The sequence below is a fragment of the Profundibacter sp. genome, assembly GCF_056498605.1.
In genome coordinates, this window is sequence record NZ_JBSMEZ010000046.1 from 1 (window position 1) to 17,166 (window position 17,166).

Genomic DNA, 17,166 nt, shown 5'->3' on the forward strand with positions numbered 1-17,166 from the left:
TCGGCGTTCAGGCTGTCGATGCCATGGGCGCGGATCATGTCGGCGGCATCGCGGGTCAGTTCATAGCTTTGGATGCGGCCAATCACCTTTTGGATTTCGGCGTCAAAATCCTGCACCCCGATGGATGCGCGGTTCATGCCGACATCCGCCAGCGCCTTGATCCGGCTCTCGTCGATTTCGTTGGGGTCAATTTCAACGGAAAACTCGCCACCTTCGGCCATGGGAATCACATCCAGCACAGTGCCCGCCAGATCGGAAATCATATCGGCAGACATCAATGTCGGCGTGCCGCCACCCCAATGTAAGCGAGATAGGCGCAAGTCTGCTGGCAGGATTTCCTTTAGCAGCGCGATTTCGGATTTCAGGGTTTTTAGATAGGCGCGCACCGGTTCTTCTGATTGGGTGCCTTGGGTTCTACAGGCGCAAAACCAGCATAGATGCCTGCAAAACGGCACATGCAGGTAGAGCGAGATTTCGGAGCCCGCAGGTATCGCGCGAACCCAGTTGGTGAAGTGGCTCTGGTCTACGCCGCCTGTAAATTGCGGGGCAGTCGGGTAGCTGGTATAGCGCGGAACCCGTGCGTCAAATAAACCGAGGCGTGCAAGTTGTGATTGTTGTGTCATTCAAGTAGAGTTACCTGTGAACAGGACTGATCACTTTGATCGAGATCAATCAAGAAGCGACGCGCGAACAGATTATGAATATTGCAGACCTAACCGACAGAAGATGCGGGGAGTGCCCTATCCGCCATCGCGCCGTATGTGCGCGGTGCGATACGGATGAGCAGGTCGTGCTGGATAGCATGAAATATTACCGCAGCTATGAAGCGGGGCAGACTGTGGTCTGGTCCGGCGACCGGATGGATTTTGTCGGCTCGGTTGTGTCGGGTATCGCGTCGCTGACCCAAACGATGGAAGACGGGCGCACGCAGATGGTGGGCCTGTTGCTGCCCAGTGATTTTGTCGGGCGGCCCGGGCGCGAAATTGCCCCTTATGATGTGGTTGCGACCACTGATCTGGTGATGTGTTGCTTTCGCAAGAAACCGTTCGAGAAGATGATGCTGGAAACGCCGCATATCGCGCAACGGCTGTTGGAAATGACGCTGGACGAATTGGATGCAGCCCGCGAATGGATGCTGCTGCTGGGGCGCAAAACGGCCCGCGAGAAAATTGCCAGCCTGATCGCAATCATTGCGCGGCGAGATGCGTCTTTGCAGTTGGATGGATCGGGTGGTGCGATGGTGTTTGATCTGCCCCTGACCCGTGTGGCGATGGCCGATTATCTGGGGCTAACGCTGGAAACGGTCAGTCGTCAAATTTCGGCCCTTCGCAAGGACGGGATTATCGAGCTGGAAGGCAAGCGGCATGTGACCATTCCCGACTTCCAGAAACTGCTGAATGAAGCCGGTGATGATGCCGATGGCGGTTTTCTGAACTAGGGTTCTGACCTTGGGCCTTAATGGGCCATCAGCACCGGAACCCCTGCATTTTCCAGCATATTCCGTGTTGCTCCGCCTAGAATGGCCTCGCGAAACCGCGAGTGGCCATAGGCCCCCATCACCAACATGTCGGCGTTTATGTCGCGTGTGTGCCGTAACAACACATCTGAAACCCGCGGCATGGTTTTGGCCAGTACCGTAATTTCCGCCGTCACGCCATGGCGCACCAGCATTTGCGATAATGCCCCGCCTGGGTCTGACCTGTCCGGCCCGTGTTGGGGTGGATCAATCACCACAATATTCACCGAATCGGCTGCGATTAAGGCCGGAAGGGCGGCACGAACCGCTGACATCGCCTCGCTGCTTTCGTTCCATGCCACGATAATACGTTTGGCGTCTGCTGTGGCTTTTGCTTTGGGCGGGATGACCAACGTGGGCACATTCCCTTCGAATAATGCGGATTCAACGAAAATTTCCTGTTCCTGCCCGCATCCTTTACCATAGGGGCGCGGCAAGATAATTAAATCGTTGAACCGTGCGCGGTGCGCAACCAGACGCCCCAATCCGGCCAATTGTGCGACGGCCTTATCAAGCGACCATTTGATCTCGCTATTTTCGAGCAAACCTGAGGTAAACTCCTCGGCAGCGGCGGCCTCTTCTTTTGCCTTTTCAATGACTTCTTGTTGGAAAACAGCACTGGCTCCAGCGTAATAATATCCGGTTTGTGTGCGGTCCACACCGATGCAAAGAACATCCAGATGCGCGTCCTCAGTGCGGGCTACAGCAATGGCTTTTTCAAGCGCGGGTTTCGCTATTTTCGTATCGGTGACAACAGTCAGCAAGGATTTGTAAGCCATTTGGCAATCTCCCGTAAATAATACCATTCGCTTATGATATAGATTCGGAATGCCGCAATGACCTTGATGTCGATCAATCGGGTTTCCAGCGGAGATACATTCAGGAATTGATATAGATCAAGGTCGATAGTAGGAAAGAGCGGCATACGACATTTAGTCGCAAGATAATCGGACGAAATGTGAGTCGCGCCGATAAAAAAGACGAAGGGACGTGCAATGTGGGACTATATTAAACTTATCGTAGTCGGGGTGGTGGTGGTTTTGGCCGCTATCGCTGCCAGCTACGCAAGGGATCTGGCTTATATGGTGAATGCGCTCACCATCATGTTGGCAGCTGCCGCACTATTCATCTGGACCATGCGTGGTCTGGGCAATCCAAAACCTAACACGGACGGATACCTTGATGGTGTTGTTCGTGCGGGTGTAATTGCAACAGCCCTATGGGGAGTTGTTGGGTTTCTGGTTGGGGTCTGGATCGCCACATTGCTTGCCTTTCCAAACCTGAACTTTGAATGGGCACAGGGGTTTATGAACTTCGGACGCCTGCGCCCGCTACACACGTCTGCAGTGATCTTCGCATTCGGTGGTAACGGATTGATTGCGACATCGTTCTACGTTGTGCAACGCACCTCGGCTGCCCGTCTCTGGGGCGGCAATCTGGGCTGGTTCGTCTTTTGGGGTTACCAACTGGTCATCTTGCTGGCCGCCGCCGGATACGTTCTGGGGGCAACCCAGTCCAAAGAATATGCTGAATTCGAGTGGGTCACCGACTGGTGGCTGACTGTTGTGTGGGTCGCCTATCTGGCCGTGTTCATGGGCACACTTTACAAACGTAAAGAAAAGCACATCTACGTGGCAAACTGGTTCTACCTGTCGTTCATCGTCACAATCGCGATGCTGCACATCGTGAACAACCTGTCGATTCCGGTGTCGTTCTTCGGCTCCAAATCGGTTCAGGTGTTCTCGGGTGTTCAGGATATGATGGTGCAGTGGTGGTATGGCCACAATGCTGTGGGCTTCTTCCTGACGGCTTGCTTCTTGGGTATGATGTACTACTTCGTACCAAAGCAGGCCGAACGTCCTGTGTTCAGTTATAAACTGTCGATCATCCATTTCTGGGCCCTGATCTTCCTTTATATCTGGGCCGGTCCTCACCACCTGCACTATACTGCGCTGCCTGACTGGGCCGGCACATTGGGTATGGTTATGTCGATCATTCTGTGGATGCCTTCATGGGGTGGTATGATCAACGGTCTGATGACCCTGTCTGGCGCTTGGGATAAATTGCGCACCGATCCGATTATCAGGATGATGGTGGTGTCGATTGGTTTCTACGGCATGTCCACATTCGAGGGTCCGATGATGTCGATCCGCGCTGTGAACTCTTTGAGCCACTATACAGACTGGACCATTGGTCACGTGCACTCCGGTGCGCTGGGTTGGAACGGGATGATCACATTCGGCGCGCTTTACTTCTTGACGCCACGTCTGTGGAACCGTGATCGCCTGTATTCGCTGAAACTGGTGAGCTATCATTTCTGGTTGGCCACAATCGGGATCGTTCTTTACGCCTCGGCCATGTGGGTGTCAGGCATCATGGAGGGCCTGATGTGGCGCGAAGTTGATGCAAATGGTTTCCTGGTGAATTCGTTTGCCGATACCGTAGAAGCCAAGTTCCCGATGAACGTTGTGCGCGCGATTGGCGGCACGATGTATCTGACCGGCGGAATTATCATGTGTTACAACCTTTGGGCCACAGTTGCAAAGCGTCCGGCGAAAGCCGATGCCACCGCAGCCGTGCCTGCAGAATAGGAGGGATTGAAAATGGGTATCCTTGATAAACATAAAGTCATCGAGAAAAACGCAACGATCCTGATGGTTCTGTCCCTTTTGGTTGTATCAGTCGGGGGGGCGGTGGAAATCGCCCCGCTGTTCTGGCTGCAAAACACGATCGAGGATGTAGAGGGCATGCGCCCCTACTCCCCGCTCGAGTTGACGGGGCGCGACATCTATGTGCGCGAAGGCTGCTATGTTTGCCACAGCCAGATGATCCGCCCGCTGCGCGACGAGGTAGAGCGTTACGGCCACTACTCGCTGGCGGCTGAATCGCAGTATGACCACCCTGCGCAATGGGGGTCCAAACGGACAGGTCCTGATCTGGCCCGTGTTGGTGGCCGCTATTCGGATGAATGGCATGTTGATCATCTGACCAATCCACAATCGGTTGTGCCGGTTTCGATCATGCCAAAATACGGTTTCTTGTCTAACAAGATGATCGAGCCGACATACATCGAAGATCTGATGTCGACACACCGGATGGTTGGTGTGCCATACACTGACGAGATGATCGCAAGTGCGAAAGCCGATTTTACCGCCCAAGCCGACCCTGACAGCGACTATGAAGAAATGCTGGTTCGCTATCCTAAAGCGCAGGTTCGTAACTTTGACGGCAAAGCTGGTATCTCGGAAATGGACGCGCTGATTGCGTATCTGCAAATGCTGGGCACGTTGGTCGATTTCTCGACCTTCCAGCCCGACGCAAGCCGCTAGGAGGGGATGATGGATACTTATTCCTTAATGCGGCAATTCGCAGATAGCTGGGGGATGTTGTTTTTGTTCGCTGTCTTTATCTTTGTGGTATTCTGGGCGTTTCGCCCGGGCAGCCGTAAAACGCACGATGATATTGCCAACATCCCTTTTCGCAATGAAGACAAACCTGCTGCCGATCCTGCAGATGTCACCAAGGAGGTGCGGTCATGAGTAAGAAGCCGACACAAGTTAAAGAAGACGAAGTCGAAACAACCGGCCACGTCTGGGACGGGATTGAAGAGTATAACAATCCTTTGCCGCGCTGGTGGTTGTGGACACTATACGCCACAATCATCTGGGCTATTGGTTATACAATCGCCTATCCTGCATGGCCTATGATAAATGGGGCAACCCCGGGCGTGTTGGGCTGGTCAACGCGGGCTGACGTTGCGGCGGATATTGCGGCTGTGGACGCTGCCAACGCCGAGATCGAGGGCCGGTTGGCAGCTGCTGATCTGACCACGATTTCAGCCGACGCTGATCTGAACAACTATGCGATCAACGCTGGTTCCGCGATCTTCCAGACATGGTGCGCACAGTGCCACGGGTCTGGTGCGTCGGGTGCCAAGGGTTATCCAAACCTGCTGGATGATGACTGGCTGTGGGGCGGCGATATTGAATCGATCCACACGACCATCACGCATGGTGTGCGTAACGAGGATGACGATGACGCGCGGTTTTCGGAAATGCCAAAGTTTGGTGCCGACGAGTTGCTTGAACCAGCCGAAATCGATCAGGTCGTGAATTTTGTCCTGACGCTCTCGGGACAAGACGCAGATGCGGATTTGGCCAAGCTGGGTGCAGTTGTTTTTGAAGATAATTGCTCTGCCTGCCACGCGGAAGACGGAAAAGGTGATCGAGATCAAGGCGCGCCTAATCTAACTGATGCAATCTGGCTGTATGGCGGCGATGAGGCAACGATTCGTGAAACCGTTACTTTCGCCCGCTTCGGTGTAATGCCCACATGGGCGGCTCGTTTGTCCGAGTCCGATATCAACGCCGTAGCCACTTACGTCCACCAGCTTGGTGGCGGTGAGTAAGAACAAGCTTCCGAGGGTCTCCAGCCCTCGGTAAAAGGCACCGACGCCCGTCCTGTTCGCGCGTTTCCTTGGGGGTCGGTGCCAACTTATCCCAATTAGACACATTCTAACAAGTGGCTTTCTCGCCTATACTGGGAATGCATGATACGCTTGGTCGCATGGATGCCAACCGGATACATATTTAATAGCTGATGTAGGTCAAGATTCGACCGGCATAGCATGTAATACCCGCTGTTTCGCCAGCGAGGATTGGAGTAAATCCCGTGAGCAATATCGAAGACAAAGCCCCCAAATTATACGCCGCCCGTGAACCTGTGTTCCCGCGCAAGGTAAAGGGCAAGTTCCGTCGTTTTAAGTGGGGCCTGATGGCCGTTGCACTGGGCATTTATTATCTCAGCCCGTGGATCCGCTGGGACCGTGGGCCAAACTTGCCGGATCAGGCTATTCTGATCGACCTTGCTGGGCGGCGCTTTTACTTCTTTATGATCGAAATCTGGCCACATGAATTCTATTTCATTGCGGGTTTGCTGATTATGGCTGGTCTGGGGTTGTTTTTGTTCACATCTGCACTGGGACGGGTCTGGTGCGGGTATACCTGTCCGCAGACTATCTGGACCAATCTGTTTATCCTGACAGAACGATGGATCGAGGGTGATCGAAACGCCCGTGTGCGATTATGGAAATCCAAATGGGACCTGAAAAAATGGCGACTTCGCCTGTTCAAGTGGTTCGTCTGGCTGTTGATCGGGGTCGCAACCGGTGGGGCGTGGGTGTTCTATTTTGCCGATGCGCCAACGCTGGCAGTTAACCTTGTCACACTGAATGCACCAGCCATTGCCTACCTCACGATCCTTGTGATGACTTTGACTACTGTGTTGTTTGGTGGCTTTGCCCGCGAACAGATATGTATCTACATGTGTCCATGGCCCCGTATTCAGGCCGCTATGATGGACGAGGAAACCCTAACAGTTGGTTATCGCGGTTGGCGTGGCGAGCCGCGAGGCAAAGCGCGCAAAAATGATACCGAGGAAAAGGGCGACTGCATTGATTGCATGGCCTGTGTGAATGTCTGCCCGACGGGCATCGATATTCGTGATGGGCAACAGCTGGAGTGTATCACTTGTGCGCTTTGTATCGATGCGTGTGATGAAATCATGGAACGGATCGGAAAACCGCGCGGTTTGATTGACTATCTGGCCCTGTCGGACGAGCCAGCCGAGCGTGAAGGTGTGCCGCCACGTCCAATCTGGCAGCATGTTCTGCGGCCGCGTACAATCATGTATACGGTGCTTTGGTCCGTTGTTGGTATCGGGCTTGTGGTGGCGTTGTTCATCCGTCCGGACATCGACATGACGGTATCGCCTATTCGCAATCCGACCTTTGTAACGCTGTCGGACGGCACGATCCGCAACACATATGATGTGCGGCTGCGTAACAAACACGGCGACGACCGCGCGTTTGATATATCTGTCGGCGCTGACACTGGTCTGACCCTTTCTCTTGAGAGCCAGGAAGCGGGCAGCGTTGTCGTTCCTGCCAATGAAACCTTGTTGCAACGGGTTTACGTCACGGCCCCCAAAGGCAGCGATCCGGCAACGTCGGACCGCACCGAATTCCGCATATGGGTCGAGGACAGGGTCGGAGACGAACGTGTCCATACCGACACTGTCTTTAACGGGAGGGAGAAGTAATGGCTGCCCCGTTAACTGGCCGCAAAGTCCTTGCGATGTTCATTGCGTTTTTTGGTGTCATCATCGGTGTGAACCTATTCATGGCCTATATGGCCGTGGGCACCTTCCCAGGTATGGATGTTAAAAACAGCTATGTCGCCAGTCAAACCTTTGATGATTATCGCGCTGAGCAGGAGGCGCTGGGGTGGGACGTTACTGTGACCCATCAGGATGGTGAATTGCAGGTGGCGGTTGTCGATGAATCTGGCCAACCCGCAGATGTGGCCAAACTGGACGCAATCGTTGGTCGACCGACCCATGTGCGCGATGACCAGACGCCGGAGTTCCAGCAACGCCAAGGCGTGTTTAAGGCCCCTGTCACGTTAGGGCCGGGCCTATGGAACTTGCGCCTGAAGGCAACTTCGCTTGATGGCACCCCTTTCAAGCAACGGCTTACATTTAGTGTGAAAGGCTAGTCATGTGCGCGCAAATCGCTGCTTGTCCTGCTTGTGCAGTGGCCCCATCCGCCGAAGAAATGGCGCGGATGAGCGAGGTGAGCGAGGCGCGCATCATGCTGTCCCTGCCCACGGTCCATTGTGCCGCCTGCATTTCGGCGGTTGAACGCGAGCTATCCCGCACCGCAGGGGTCAAAACGGCCCGCGTGAACCTGACCCTGAAACGGGTCAGCATCGAGGCAGATCCCGATATGACCGCTGATGATATGGTGGCCGTTCTGGCGGGCATCGGTTATGAGGCGCATGAACTGGACGCAGGCACCCTGCGGGCCACCGAAACTGACAAGCGCGGGCGTGAATTGCTGATGCGCCTTGCGGTAGCCGGTTTTGCGATGATGAACGTGATGATGCTGTCGGTCGCCATTTGGGCCGGTGCGCAGGAAGCCACACGCGATTTTCTCCATTGGGTTTCGGCCGCCATCGCACTGCCCGCTATCGCCTTTTCCGCCCAGCCGTTTTTCCGTAGTGCGTGGGCAATGCTAAAGGTGCGCCGCCTGAACATGGATGTGCCGATTTCACTGGCGATCCTGCTGGCCAGTGCGATGTCGTTTTATGAAACCACCCAAGGTGGCGAACACGCTTATTTTGATGCCGCCCTGTCGTTGACGTTTTTTCTGCTGGCGGGCCGCTATCTGGATCATCGCACCCGCGCGATTGCGCGTTCCGCCGCCGAAGAACTGGCAGCGCTCGAAGTGCCTCGTGCTGAACGCATTGACGGAGACACCAGCGTGACGGTCCCGATTGCCGAACTTGCCGTTGGTGATCTGGTGCGTGTCAAACCTGGCGGGCGGATGCCGGTTGATGGCGTTGTGGTTGAGGGGGACAGCGAGTTGGACCGTTCACTGTTAACCGGTGAAACCGTGCCGGTGTTTACCGGCCCCGATAGCGTGGTCAGTGCGGGCGAGGTCAACCTGACAGGCCCCCTTACGGTGAGGGTCACTGCGGCGGGCGAAGATACCTCGCTGCACCGTATGGCTGATCTGGTGGCGGTGGCTGAAAGCAGCAAAAACCGCTATACGTCCTTGGCTGACAAAGCCGCAGGCATCTATGCGCCCGGGGTGCATTTGCTATCGTTTCTGGCGTTTGTTGGCTGGATGTTTGCCACCGGCGGCGATATTCGCACCTCGTTGAACATCGCGGTTGCGGTGCTGATCATCACTTGCCCCTGTGCGTTGGGGTTGGCGGTGCCCGCCGTGACCACAGCCGCCTCGGGCCGCCTGTTTCGCAAGGGTATGCTGATCAAGGACGCCACCGCGCTGGAGCGCTTGGCCGAAGTTGACACCGTGGTGTTTGATAAAACCGGCACCCTGACACAGGGGCGGCCGGAACTGACCAATATTGGCGAATTTTCAGGGCAGGACCTGAAAGTCGCATTGGCATTGGCCGAGGCCTCGTTGCACCCTCTGGCGGTTTCTCTGACTGCGGCGGCCAAACAGGTGGGCATCAAACCCGCTAAATTGAGCGATCTGCACGAGGTGCCCGGTTATGGCGTTGAAGCCAAGTGGAGGAATGAAATTGTCAGGCTGGGCCGCGCTGCATGGGTCGGGGCGCAATCCGGCCCGCAAACCGCAACCTATCTGCAAATCGGCAAGGGTGCGCCTTTGGCGTTTACCTATAGCGACCGCCTGCGTGAAGGAGCAGCCGAGGCGGTTGCCGCACTCAAAGCCCAAGGCATGTCGCTGTTGCTGATTTCGGGCGACGCGCCCGCAGCGGTTGAGGATATGGCCATGCGGTTAGGTTTTGACGATTGGACCGCCGAAGCCTTGCCACAAGATAAAGCCGCCCGTATTGCAGCGCTTTCTGACGCGGGTGCAAAGGTTTTGATGGTTGGCGACGGCTTGAACGATACAGCGGCCCTTGCTGCCGGGCATGTGTCGATCTCGCCCGCAACGGCGCTGGATGCGGCGCGGGTTGCGTCGGATATCGTGTTGCTGGGCAATGACATGTCACCGATGGCAGATGCTACCGTGATTGCGCACAAAGCCACGCGGCGTATTTTGGAAAACTTTGGCATCGCGGCGGGGTACAACATGATTGCGGTGCCGATTGCCCTGTTCGGATTTGCTACACCGCTGGTTGCGGCCTTGGCGATGTCTGCGTCTTCAATAACGGTTTCACTAAACGCGTTACGATTGCGGTAGGGGGCAACATGGAAGTCATTGTCTATCTGATACCGATCTCGCTGTTTTTGGGCGGGCTTGGGTTAGTTGCATTTTTCTGGACCCTAAAGTCCAAACAATACGATGACCCCGAAGGCGATGCGCACCGTATCCTTAGTGATGAATGGGACGACAAACCGCGCCCTGACGAGTAGCCTACAATGCGGTTATACGAATGTCGTTGTAACGCTGCTTAACCCGTCTATGGCAATGGTGCAGCTTTGGCCGCGCCCAATCGGCCCAACACCTGCAGGGGTGCCAGTATAAATCAGATCACCTGCTGCCAAGGCGACAGAACGTGACAGATAGGCGATCACATCGGCCACGGGCCAGATCATATCGCCAATATCACCGTCCTGATGCAAAACACCATCAACATGCGCCGTGATCCGCCCGCGCATTGGATGTCCCACAGTAGAAACAGGGTGCAACGCACCACAAACGGCAGAGTTGTCAAACCCCTTGGCCATATCCCACGGGCGGCGCATGTCTTTTGCTGCGGCCTGCATATCGCGCCGTGTCAGGTCATTACCTGTGGCGTAGCCCCAAACGTGTTCCAGCGCTTGCTTGGCGTTAATATCAACGCCCACCAGGCCAATGGCCACCACCAGCTCGGCTTCGTGATGCAGGTTTTCAGTTTGCGGCGGGTAGGGCAGGGTGGCCCCGTCATCCACTACCGCATCGGCGGGTTTGGTGAAAAAGAACGGCGGCTCGCGATCCGGATCATTGCCCATCTCGCGGGCATGATCGGCATAATTGCGGCCAACGCAAAATATGCGGCGCACGGCAAATCGGGTGGTGGTTGCGTAGATTTCTACGCTGGGAACATCCGCAACTGGTAGGGCGAACTGCACCACTCAGGACGGCCCCATTGTGGTGCAGGTGATGTCGCGGGCTTGCAGGCGACGACAGGCAAGTTCGGCCGTTTGCTGTGTCATTCCGACAAAATTGGCGTCAAAACCGGTGTTGCGCCGCACCACCTTGCGAAGCGATCCCTCAAGCGTGGTCATTTCCTTTAATGCGGTTTTAAGCAATATCCGTTCGGCCTGATTTTGCGATGAATAACGGCCAACATTAACCCCCCATAGCCGCCCACCGGATGTAGACACGCGTGTCACAATGATCGGGGCTGAAGGAGCGGTTGAAACCGAAGCCAGAACAACATTCGCAGGGCGCGGCGGCGGCGGTGGTGTAATTACGGGGGCGGGCCCTGATGGCGCAGGCGTAGCTGCGGCGACCTGTTCGGTAACAATGGTTTGCTGGGCTTCCTGAACTGCATTTTCGATTTCGCTTTTCATTGCGACCAGCAATTCCGCTGGCGGAGCGATCACAGGGCGTTGCGGTGGCCGCACGCTTGTTTTTACAGCACGAACCAGACGAATGGTCTTGCCTGCTGCACCCGGGGTGTATCCGGGCGCTGGCGCGATGGGGGCTGTGGCGGCGGCTGATGCAACGGCGACAGGTGGCGGGCTGCTATAGTTCGGCAATTGGGGCTTGCGAACCCGTGCGCGACTGGGCGCACGCCGGAACCCAAGATCCATCAGTTCCGCTACTTTAGCATTGCGACTAGATGTCGAGCGGCCGCCAAACACTGTCACGATAATGCGTTCATTGCCGTGCCGCGCCGAAGCCACAAGATTAAAGCCCGCCGCACGGGTATAGCCGGTTTTGATGCCATCTGCCCCGCGATAAGAGTTCAAAAACCGTCGGTTTGTGTGTGATACGGTTTTGATGCCAGCATCTGCCGTGATCCGTGAAAACAGGTTGTAGTATTCTGGATAGTCATAAAAAATATGCCGCCCCAGCGTTGTCATATCCCGCGCGGTAGACAGGTGGCCTGCTTGGGTTAACCCGTTCATGTTCTTAAAGGTCGTGCGCGACATGCCCATAGCTTTGGCTGTGCGGTTCATCCGGCGTGCGAATGCAGCTTCCGAGCCAGAAATAGCCTCGCCAATCGCGGTGGCGGCATCATTGGCCGATTTAACCGCAGCAGCACGGATCAGATAGCGCAGTTTAATGCGTTGTCCGGGCTTTAGTCCGAGTTTTGATGGCGGCATGGATGCTGCGCGTTTGGAAATGCGCACTTTTGTATCCAGCGAGATTTCACCGCGATTGATCGCCTCGAACGCGATATACAGCGTCATCATCTTGGTCAGGGATGCCGGATGCAGCCGTGTGTCGGCATTGCGCGAATGCAGCACCTTGCCCGTGCGGGCGTCGATTACAAATGCCGCATAAGGTGCAGTCACACCTTTTACCGGCGCGAATGCCATCAGACAGAACATTACTGTCAAGAATAGCCCATTACGGACATACTGCCCCAGACGTTGTTTCACGTCGATCACCATACTCTGCCTCATGCTGCCGATTTTTCGGTCAGCTTCTTATTATTGAGGGCACACTAGCATACAGGTGATTCTGAGAAAACACCTTAATTTCAATTAGTTTGGTGGTGTTTTTTGGGCATATTGGCAGATATAGTAGCGCGTGAGGCTTTTAACGCTAGATGTTAGAATGTGTCAGAAATGTGGCAAACTTCTTGCGCGGAGTGTTGCCAGGCCCCGGAAAACCGGCCGAATAGTGGAAAACCGGCCCAATTGGGCCATATAGTCCGGATTTTAACTATCTGGAATTGTCCCCCTTTATCCTGCCCGCCAGAGTGCTTATATACTGCCTCGGAACTGACGATGGAAACGCCCCTTGATTTCAAAACAGATATACCCGTTGCAGATGATGTCCGATAAGGACAATCAGGATGACAGCGACACAGGGCTTGCGCTTAAAACCCGCCCAAAAACAGCCCGCCCACCGTTGTATAAGGTGTTGTTGTTGAATGACGACTACACGCCAATGGAATTTGTCACCCATGTATTGGAACGGATTTTCGGGCTAAGTGCGGCGCAATCGGTTGAAATTATGCTGACAGTACATAAAAAAGGGCTGGCGGTTGTCGGTGTGTTTTCGCGCGAGGTGGCAGAAACCAAAGTGGCGCAAGTGATGGATTTGGCCATTCGCAACCAGCATCCGCTGCAATGCACCATGGAAAAGGAATAGGGCCGTTGGCCTGAACCCGCGATGAAAGCATCCCGTTTATCCCTGATGATTGAAAGTGGTGCACTGGCCTTGCCCGAGGCGGGGCAGATTGCGGTTTATGGTGCGGGTGCGGACGATGATCTGAGTGCGCTGCCAAAAGAGCGCTGCGAGATCATTCAGAGGTTCAAGCCGGACCATGTCGCGCTAAAGACCCGCGGGTTTCAAGTGGTAGTGACCGCAGGTGGGCCGTATGCGGTGTCAGTGGTTAAACTGGCCCGCTCCAAATTACAGACACGCATGATGCTGGCTGAAGCAGTGGCAAAAACCCCAAATGGGTTGATCATCGTTGACGGGCTGAAATCTGAGGGGGCCGACGGGTTCTATAAGGAATGCCGCAAACGGTTGGCGGTGTCCGAGGTCTTTTCCAAGGCGCATGGCAAATTGTTCTGGTTCACGGCTGAACCTGTGTTTGATGATTGGGCCGATAAAGGGCCGATCACCTTGGAAGACGGGTTTCAAACTGTAGCCGGGGTGTTTTCAGCCGAGAAAATTGACCGTGGATCAAAGGCGCTGGTGGCCGCGTTGCCGCAAAAGCTGCCAAAACGGCTGGCCGATCTGGGGGCGGGCTGGGGATACCTGTCGCGCCACATCCTGATGCGTGAAAAAATCCGCGAATTGCATTTGATCGAGGCGGATTTTGCTGCCCTTGAGTGCGCCCGCAAGAATGTGACGGACGAGCGCGCCCATTTCCACTGGGCCGATGCGGTGCGGTTTACCCCGACACAGCCCTTTGACGGCATCATCACCAACCCGCCGTTTCACACCAGTCGCAAGGCCGATCCTGACATCGGGCGCAGCTTTATCACGGCGGCGGCCGGAATGCTGACGCCGTCGGGTCAGTTGTGGCTTGTTGCCAACCGGCATCTGCCCTATGAGCGCACCCTGGCCGAGACATTTCGCAATGTCGAGGAAATCGCAGGCGATAACGCCTTCAAAATCCTTCGGGCCACACGACCCTTGCGTGGCGTGCGCTAAAGCCTCTTAATCAACCCTAGAATCAGGAGCCATGAAATGTCTTTTTCGATTGCAGGAAAAACCGTGATTGTAACAGGTGCTGCCAATGGTATTGGCCTGGCCATCGGACGCCAGTTTGCCGAAGCAGGGGCAAATGTGATGTTTGCCGATATAGACGAAGAACGGTTGATCAAGGAATTAGGCGACGAGGCCGATAAAGACGGAAACGTCCGGTTTTTTGCGGGTGATTTACGCAAGAAGCTGACGATTGCCAATCTGTTATCGGCCACGATTGATGCTTTTGATCGGGTGGATATTCTGGTCAACGCCTCACGCCAGATTGCGGTGTCGTCGGACCCGCTGAATGCCAAAGAGGACGGCATGGAAGCCCTGCTGGAACAAAACCTGATGACCAGCCTGCGCCTTAGTCAGGCCGTGGCCAAGCGGATGATCTGTCAGGCCGAGCGCGACGAGAATGAGGACGCCCCCGTGGGGGCCATCGTGAACTTGTCGTCGATTGCGGCTGAACGGGCGCATCCCAAACTGTTGGCCTATTCGGTATCAACAGCGGCGCTTAACCAGATGACGCGGTCATTGGCAGTTGCATTGGCGCCAGAGCGGATACGGGTGAACGCAGTGGCGTTTGGATCGGTAATGAGCGCCAGTTTGAAAGACATGCTAAAGGGCGACGAGGAATGCCGCGCCGATATTATTGCCCACACGCCGCTGGGCCGCGTTGCCAGTGCCAGTGAAGTGGCCGAAGCGGTGCAATTTCTGGCATCGGACAGTGCCGGTTTCATGACCGGGCAGATTATGACGGTTGATGGAGGTCGCAGTCTGCTTGACCCCGTGGCATCCCCCGCGCATTAGGGCGATTACCGAGGCAGGAGTGAAGTGATGACTGACGATTTCAGCAGGCAGAAAGCCAAGGCATCCAGCTGGTTCCGCCAATTGCGTGATCAGATATGTGTGGCGTTCGAGGCATTGGAAGACAGCCAAACCAGCGGTCTTTTTGCAGATAAGCCAGCAGGGCGTTTTGATGTCAGCGAAACCACACGCGCCAGTGATGATGGCACGGATGCAGGCGGCGGCCTGATGTCTGTGATGCGTAGCGGGCGGGTGTTTGAAAAGGTCGGCGTCAATGTGTCGACGGTTTACGGCACATTGGGCGCACGGGCCGTGGATGCGATGGCATCGCGAAAAGGGCTGGCGGGGATGAAGGATGATCCGCGTTTCTGGGCCTCGGGCATTTCACTGGTGGCGCATATGCAAAACCCGCATGCGCCTGCGGTTCACATGAACACGCGTATGTTCTGGACGCCGCATGGCTGGTGGTTCGGGGGCGGGTCTGATCTGAACCCCTGCATTGAATATCCCGAGGACACCGCGGCGTTTCATGCAGTGCAAAAGCAACAGTGCGATTTGCATGACCCTGCCTATTACCCGCGCTTCAAGGAATGGGCTGACGAGTATTTCTATGTGCCACACCGCAACCGTGCGCGCGGGGTTGGCGGTATTTTTCTGGATGATCACAATACCGGTGACTGGGACGCGGATTTTGCGTTCATTCAGGACGTAGGCCGTGCGTTTTTGATGGCGTTCTTGCCTGTCACAGAAAAGCGGCGGGGCACCCCGTGGACGGATGCGGACAAGGACACCCAACTGGTGCATCGCGGGCTCTATGCCGAATATAATCTGGTTTATGATCGCGGCACTAAATTCGGTCTGGAAACCGGCCATGATGCCAACGCGGTTCTGATGAGCCTGCCACCGATGGCCAAGTGGGTTTAGTCAGTATCCTCGCCCGCCTCAAAACGCAGAATATCTCCGGGTTGGCAATCTAGAACATCACAGATTTTCGCGAGGGTCTCGAAACGCACCCCTTTCACTTTGCCGGATTTTAACAGGGACACATTCTGCTCGGTGATACCAACCAGTTCGGCCAGTTGTTTAGAGCGCATTTTGCGCCTTGCCAGCATCACATCCAAAGTCACAACAATCTGCATCACATTCCCCCGCACGTCTGAACTGAATTACCCATTTCAGACGAACTCCCCGTTTTCATCATATATACGGATGGCTTCAAGCATTATCTGGCTGATGACCACCAGTAGCAGACCAATAACCACCGCATAAACATCAGTGTCGGAAATAGATATGTGCACGGTGAACCCCGAATGATCTGCCCACCAGCGGGTTAATGCAGTTGAGATCAATTTAGCCAAAATGCTAGCGGGGGCCATCGCGAAAACAGTCCAGCCGATGATGCGCAACCGGCGCGCAGTGCTTTGCACAAACACCCCCACAGTCCGGATGCCAATGAAAAGGGCCCGAACAGTTAGGAACAAAACAAACCCCAGAATGTTCTGCACGGAGGTTATCAGGACGATTACCCAAAGATTGACACCGGAAAGGGTGGCAACAAATTCGTTAATGTCCAGATCCAGCTCAAAACCTTGATTTGGGTCCATAGTACCAGTCACAGCCTGATACAGGACATAAATAGCAACAGCGGCAAGCAGTAAAAGGCCGAAGTTTGCGGCCCAGTCCCCGAAGCGTGCGTAACGGGAAATGACTGGTGACAGCGGGCGGGTTGGTGATTGCATGATTCTATCCATATTATTTCTGCTTGTATTAATTATCGTAAAACAATAACAAATACAAGCAAGTGATTCATAATATCACTTTAACATATGTGAATGGAGAGATCATGCACTATCGAACAGTTCTACTTGCCACCTCTATTGCCGTCGGGTTTTCCATTAAAGCACAAGCGCAGGATAATTGGTCAGGATTTTATGGTGGTATCAGCCTTAATGCGTCCCGTTCCACCGTTGATGTCGGTGCCAAC

The 17,166-nt window shown here is 55.0% G+C and carries 19 protein-coding genes; 13 read left to right on the top strand and 6 right to left on the bottom strand.

The window, feature by feature from the left end:
* Positions 1–623: radical SAM protein (locus tag ACWB12_RS04960; RefSeq protein ID WP_479528961.1), on the bottom strand; the 623-nt coding region annotated here is incomplete at its 3' end.
* 74 nt (positions 624–697) lie between these two features.
* Here ACWB12_RS04960 and fnrL point away from each other — a divergent pair.
* Positions 698–1,438, top strand: coding sequence for a transcriptional regulator FnrL (fnrL, locus tag ACWB12_RS04965; RefSeq protein ID WP_479528977.1), 741 nt, complete (start codon positions 698–700; stop codon positions 1,436–1,438).
* A gap of 17 nt (positions 1,439–1,455) precedes the next feature.
* On the opposite strand, the gene ACWB12_RS04970 is transcribed toward fnrL, so the two are convergent.
* On the bottom strand, positions 1,456–2,295 hold the full coding sequence (locus ACWB12_RS04970) for a universal stress protein (protein WP_479528962.1): 840 nt from the start codon (positions 2,293–2,295) through the stop codon (positions 1,456–1,458).
* A 216-nt stretch (positions 2,296–2,511) separates the two neighbouring features.
* On the opposite strand from ACWB12_RS04970, the gene ccoN reads away from it, so the two are divergent.
* The 8 genes from ccoN (at position 2,512) to ccoS (ending at position 10,423) form a co-directional block, all read left to right on the top strand.
* Entirely contained in the window at positions 2,512–4,107 is a 1,596-nt protein-coding gene (gene ccoN / locus ACWB12_RS04975; RefSeq protein WP_479528963.1) for a cytochrome-c oxidase, cbb3-type subunit I, read from the top strand.
* 12 nt (positions 4,108–4,119) lie between these two features.
* Positions 4,120–4,845, top strand: a complete 726-nt coding sequence (gene ccoO, locus ACWB12_RS04980) for a cytochrome-c oxidase, cbb3-type subunit II (RefSeq protein ID WP_479528964.1) — start codon at positions 4,120–4,122, stop codon at positions 4,843–4,845.
* Between the two features lie 9 nt (positions 4,846–4,854).
* Positions 4,855–5,055 (top strand): cbb3-type cytochrome c oxidase subunit 3, encoded by a 201-nt coding sequence (locus tag ACWB12_RS04985; RefSeq protein ID WP_479528965.1) that lies wholly within the window; start codon positions 4,855–4,857, stop codon positions 5,053–5,055.
* Positions 5,052–5,924, top strand: coding sequence for a cytochrome-c oxidase, cbb3-type subunit III (gene ccoP / locus ACWB12_RS04990; RefSeq protein WP_479528966.1), 873 nt, complete (start codon positions 5,052–5,054; stop codon positions 5,922–5,924). Before ACWB12_RS04985 ends, ccoP begins: the two co-directional genes overlap by 4 nt.
* A gap of 263 nt (positions 5,925–6,187) precedes the next feature.
* Entirely contained in the window at positions 6,188–7,615 is a 1,428-nt protein-coding gene (gene ccoG, locus ACWB12_RS04995) for a cytochrome c oxidase accessory protein CcoG (protein WP_479528967.1), read from the top strand.
* Positions 7,615–8,070, top strand: coding sequence for a FixH family protein (locus tag ACWB12_RS05000; protein ID WP_479528968.1), 456 nt, complete (start codon positions 7,615–7,617; stop codon positions 8,068–8,070). Before ccoG ends, ACWB12_RS05000 begins: the two co-directional genes overlap by 1 nt.
* A 2-nt stretch (positions 8,071–8,072) precedes the next feature.
* Entirely contained in the window at positions 8,073–10,250 is a 2,178-nt protein-coding gene (locus ACWB12_RS05005; protein ID WP_479528969.1) for a heavy metal translocating P-type ATPase, read from the top strand.
* An 8-nt stretch (positions 10,251–10,258) separates the two neighbouring features.
* Positions 10,259–10,423, top strand: a complete 165-nt coding sequence (ccoS, locus tag ACWB12_RS05010; RefSeq protein WP_479528970.1) for a cbb3-type cytochrome oxidase assembly protein CcoS — start codon at positions 10,259–10,261, stop codon at positions 10,421–10,423.
* A gap of 12 nt (positions 10,424–10,435) precedes the next feature.
* Here ccoS and ACWB12_RS05015 read toward each other — a convergent pair whose 3' ends face one another.
* Complete coding sequence (locus tag ACWB12_RS05015) at positions 10,436–11,122, bottom strand: fumarylacetoacetate hydrolase family protein (protein ID WP_479528978.1); 687 nt, start codon at positions 11,120–11,122, stop codon at positions 10,436–10,438.
* Between the two features lie 3 nt (positions 11,123–11,125).
* Positions 11,126–12,616, bottom strand: coding sequence for a D-alanyl-D-alanine carboxypeptidase family protein (locus ACWB12_RS05020; RefSeq protein ID WP_479528971.1), 1,491 nt, complete (start codon positions 12,614–12,616; stop codon positions 11,126–11,128).
* A 382-nt stretch (positions 12,617–12,998) separates the two neighbouring features.
* Here ACWB12_RS05020 and clpS point away from each other — a divergent pair, with 382 nt between their 5' ends.
* The 4 genes from clpS to hemF are packed head-to-tail and all read left to right on the top strand — an operon-like array spanning position 12,999 to position 16,106.
* On the top strand, positions 12,999–13,322 hold the full coding sequence (gene clpS / locus ACWB12_RS05025) for an ATP-dependent Clp protease adapter ClpS (protein WP_479528979.1): 324 nt from the start codon (positions 12,999–13,001) through the stop codon (positions 13,320–13,322).
* A gap of 21 nt (positions 13,323–13,343) precedes the next feature.
* A complete protein-coding gene (locus ACWB12_RS05030) occupies positions 13,344–14,336 on the top strand; it encodes a class I SAM-dependent methyltransferase (RefSeq protein WP_479528972.1) in 993 nt (330 codons plus the stop codon).
* A 36-nt stretch (positions 14,337–14,372) separates the two neighbouring features.
* On the top strand, positions 14,373–15,185 hold the full coding sequence (locus tag ACWB12_RS05035) for an SDR family NAD(P)-dependent oxidoreductase (protein WP_479528973.1): 813 nt from the start codon (positions 14,373–14,375) through the stop codon (positions 15,183–15,185).
* A gap of 27 nt (positions 15,186–15,212) precedes the next feature.
* Positions 15,213–16,106, top strand: coding sequence for an oxygen-dependent coproporphyrinogen oxidase (hemF, locus tag ACWB12_RS05040; protein ID WP_479528974.1), 894 nt, complete (start codon positions 15,213–15,215; stop codon positions 16,104–16,106).
* Here hemF and ACWB12_RS05045 read toward each other — a convergent pair.
* Both ACWB12_RS05045 and ACWB12_RS05050 read right to left on the bottom strand, forming a co-directional pair.
* The gene (locus ACWB12_RS05045; RefSeq protein ID WP_479528975.1) at positions 16,103–16,321 is read right to left on the bottom strand and encodes a helix-turn-helix domain-containing protein; all 219 of its coding nucleotides are present in this window, start codon (positions 16,319–16,321) and stop codon (positions 16,103–16,105) included. The genes hemF and ACWB12_RS05045 overlap by 4 nt on opposite strands.
* 36 nt (positions 16,322–16,357) lie before the next feature.
* On the bottom strand, positions 16,358–16,921 hold the full coding sequence (locus tag ACWB12_RS05050; RefSeq protein WP_479528976.1) for a hypothetical protein: 564 nt from the start codon (positions 16,919–16,921) through the stop codon (positions 16,358–16,360).
* Between the last annotated feature and the right edge of the window lie 245 nt (positions 16,922–17,166).

Coding starts and splice junctions, on each gene's coding strand:
- ccoS (WP_479528970.1), top strand. CDS start 10,259: ATGGAAGTCATTGTCTATCTGATACCGATCTCGCTGTTTTTGGGCGGG.
- ACWB12_RS05020 (WP_479528971.1), bottom strand. CDS start 12,616: ATGGTGATCGACGTGAAACAACGTCTGGGGCAGTATGTCCGTAATGGG.
- ACWB12_RS04970 (WP_479528962.1), bottom strand. CDS start 2,295: ATGGCTTACAAATCCTTGCTGACTGTTGTCACCGATACGAAAATAGCG.
- ACWB12_RS05045 (WP_479528975.1), bottom strand. CDS start 16,321: ATGCAGATTGTTGTGACTTTGGATGTGATGCTGGCAAGGCGCAAAATG.
- ACWB12_RS05035 (WP_479528973.1), top strand. CDS start 14,373: ATGTCTTTTTCGATTGCAGGAAAAACCGTGATTGTAACAGGTGCTGCC.
- ACWB12_RS05030 (WP_479528972.1), top strand. CDS start 13,344: ATGAAAGCATCCCGTTTATCCCTGATGATTGAAAGTGGTGCACTGGCC.
- ccoO (WP_479528964.1), top strand. CDS start 4,120: ATGGGTATCCTTGATAAACATAAAGTCATCGAGAAAAACGCAACGATC.
- hemF (WP_479528974.1), top strand. CDS start 15,213: ATGACTGACGATTTCAGCAGGCAGAAAGCCAAGGCATCCAGCTGGTTC.
- fnrL (WP_479528977.1), top strand. CDS start 698: ATGAATATTGCAGACCTAACCGACAGAAGATGCGGGGAGTGCCCTATC.
- ACWB12_RS05000 (WP_479528968.1), top strand. CDS start 7,615: ATGGCTGCCCCGTTAACTGGCCGCAAAGTCCTTGCGATGTTCATTGCG.
- ccoP (WP_479528966.1), top strand. CDS start 5,052: ATGAGTAAGAAGCCGACACAAGTTAAAGAAGACGAAGTCGAAACAACC.
- ACWB12_RS05050 (WP_479528976.1), bottom strand. CDS start 16,921: ATGCAATCACCAACCCGCCCGCTGTCACCAGTCATTTCCCGTTACGCA.
- ACWB12_RS04985 (WP_479528965.1), top strand. CDS start 4,855: ATGGATACTTATTCCTTAATGCGGCAATTCGCAGATAGCTGGGGGATG.
- clpS (WP_479528979.1), top strand. CDS start 12,999: ATGATGTCCGATAAGGACAATCAGGATGACAGCGACACAGGGCTTGCG.
- ACWB12_RS05005 (WP_479528969.1), top strand. CDS start 8,073: ATGTGCGCGCAAATCGCTGCTTGTCCTGCTTGTGCAGTGGCCCCATCC.
- ccoN (WP_479528963.1), top strand. CDS start 2,512: ATGTGGGACTATATTAAACTTATCGTAGTCGGGGTGGTGGTGGTTTTG.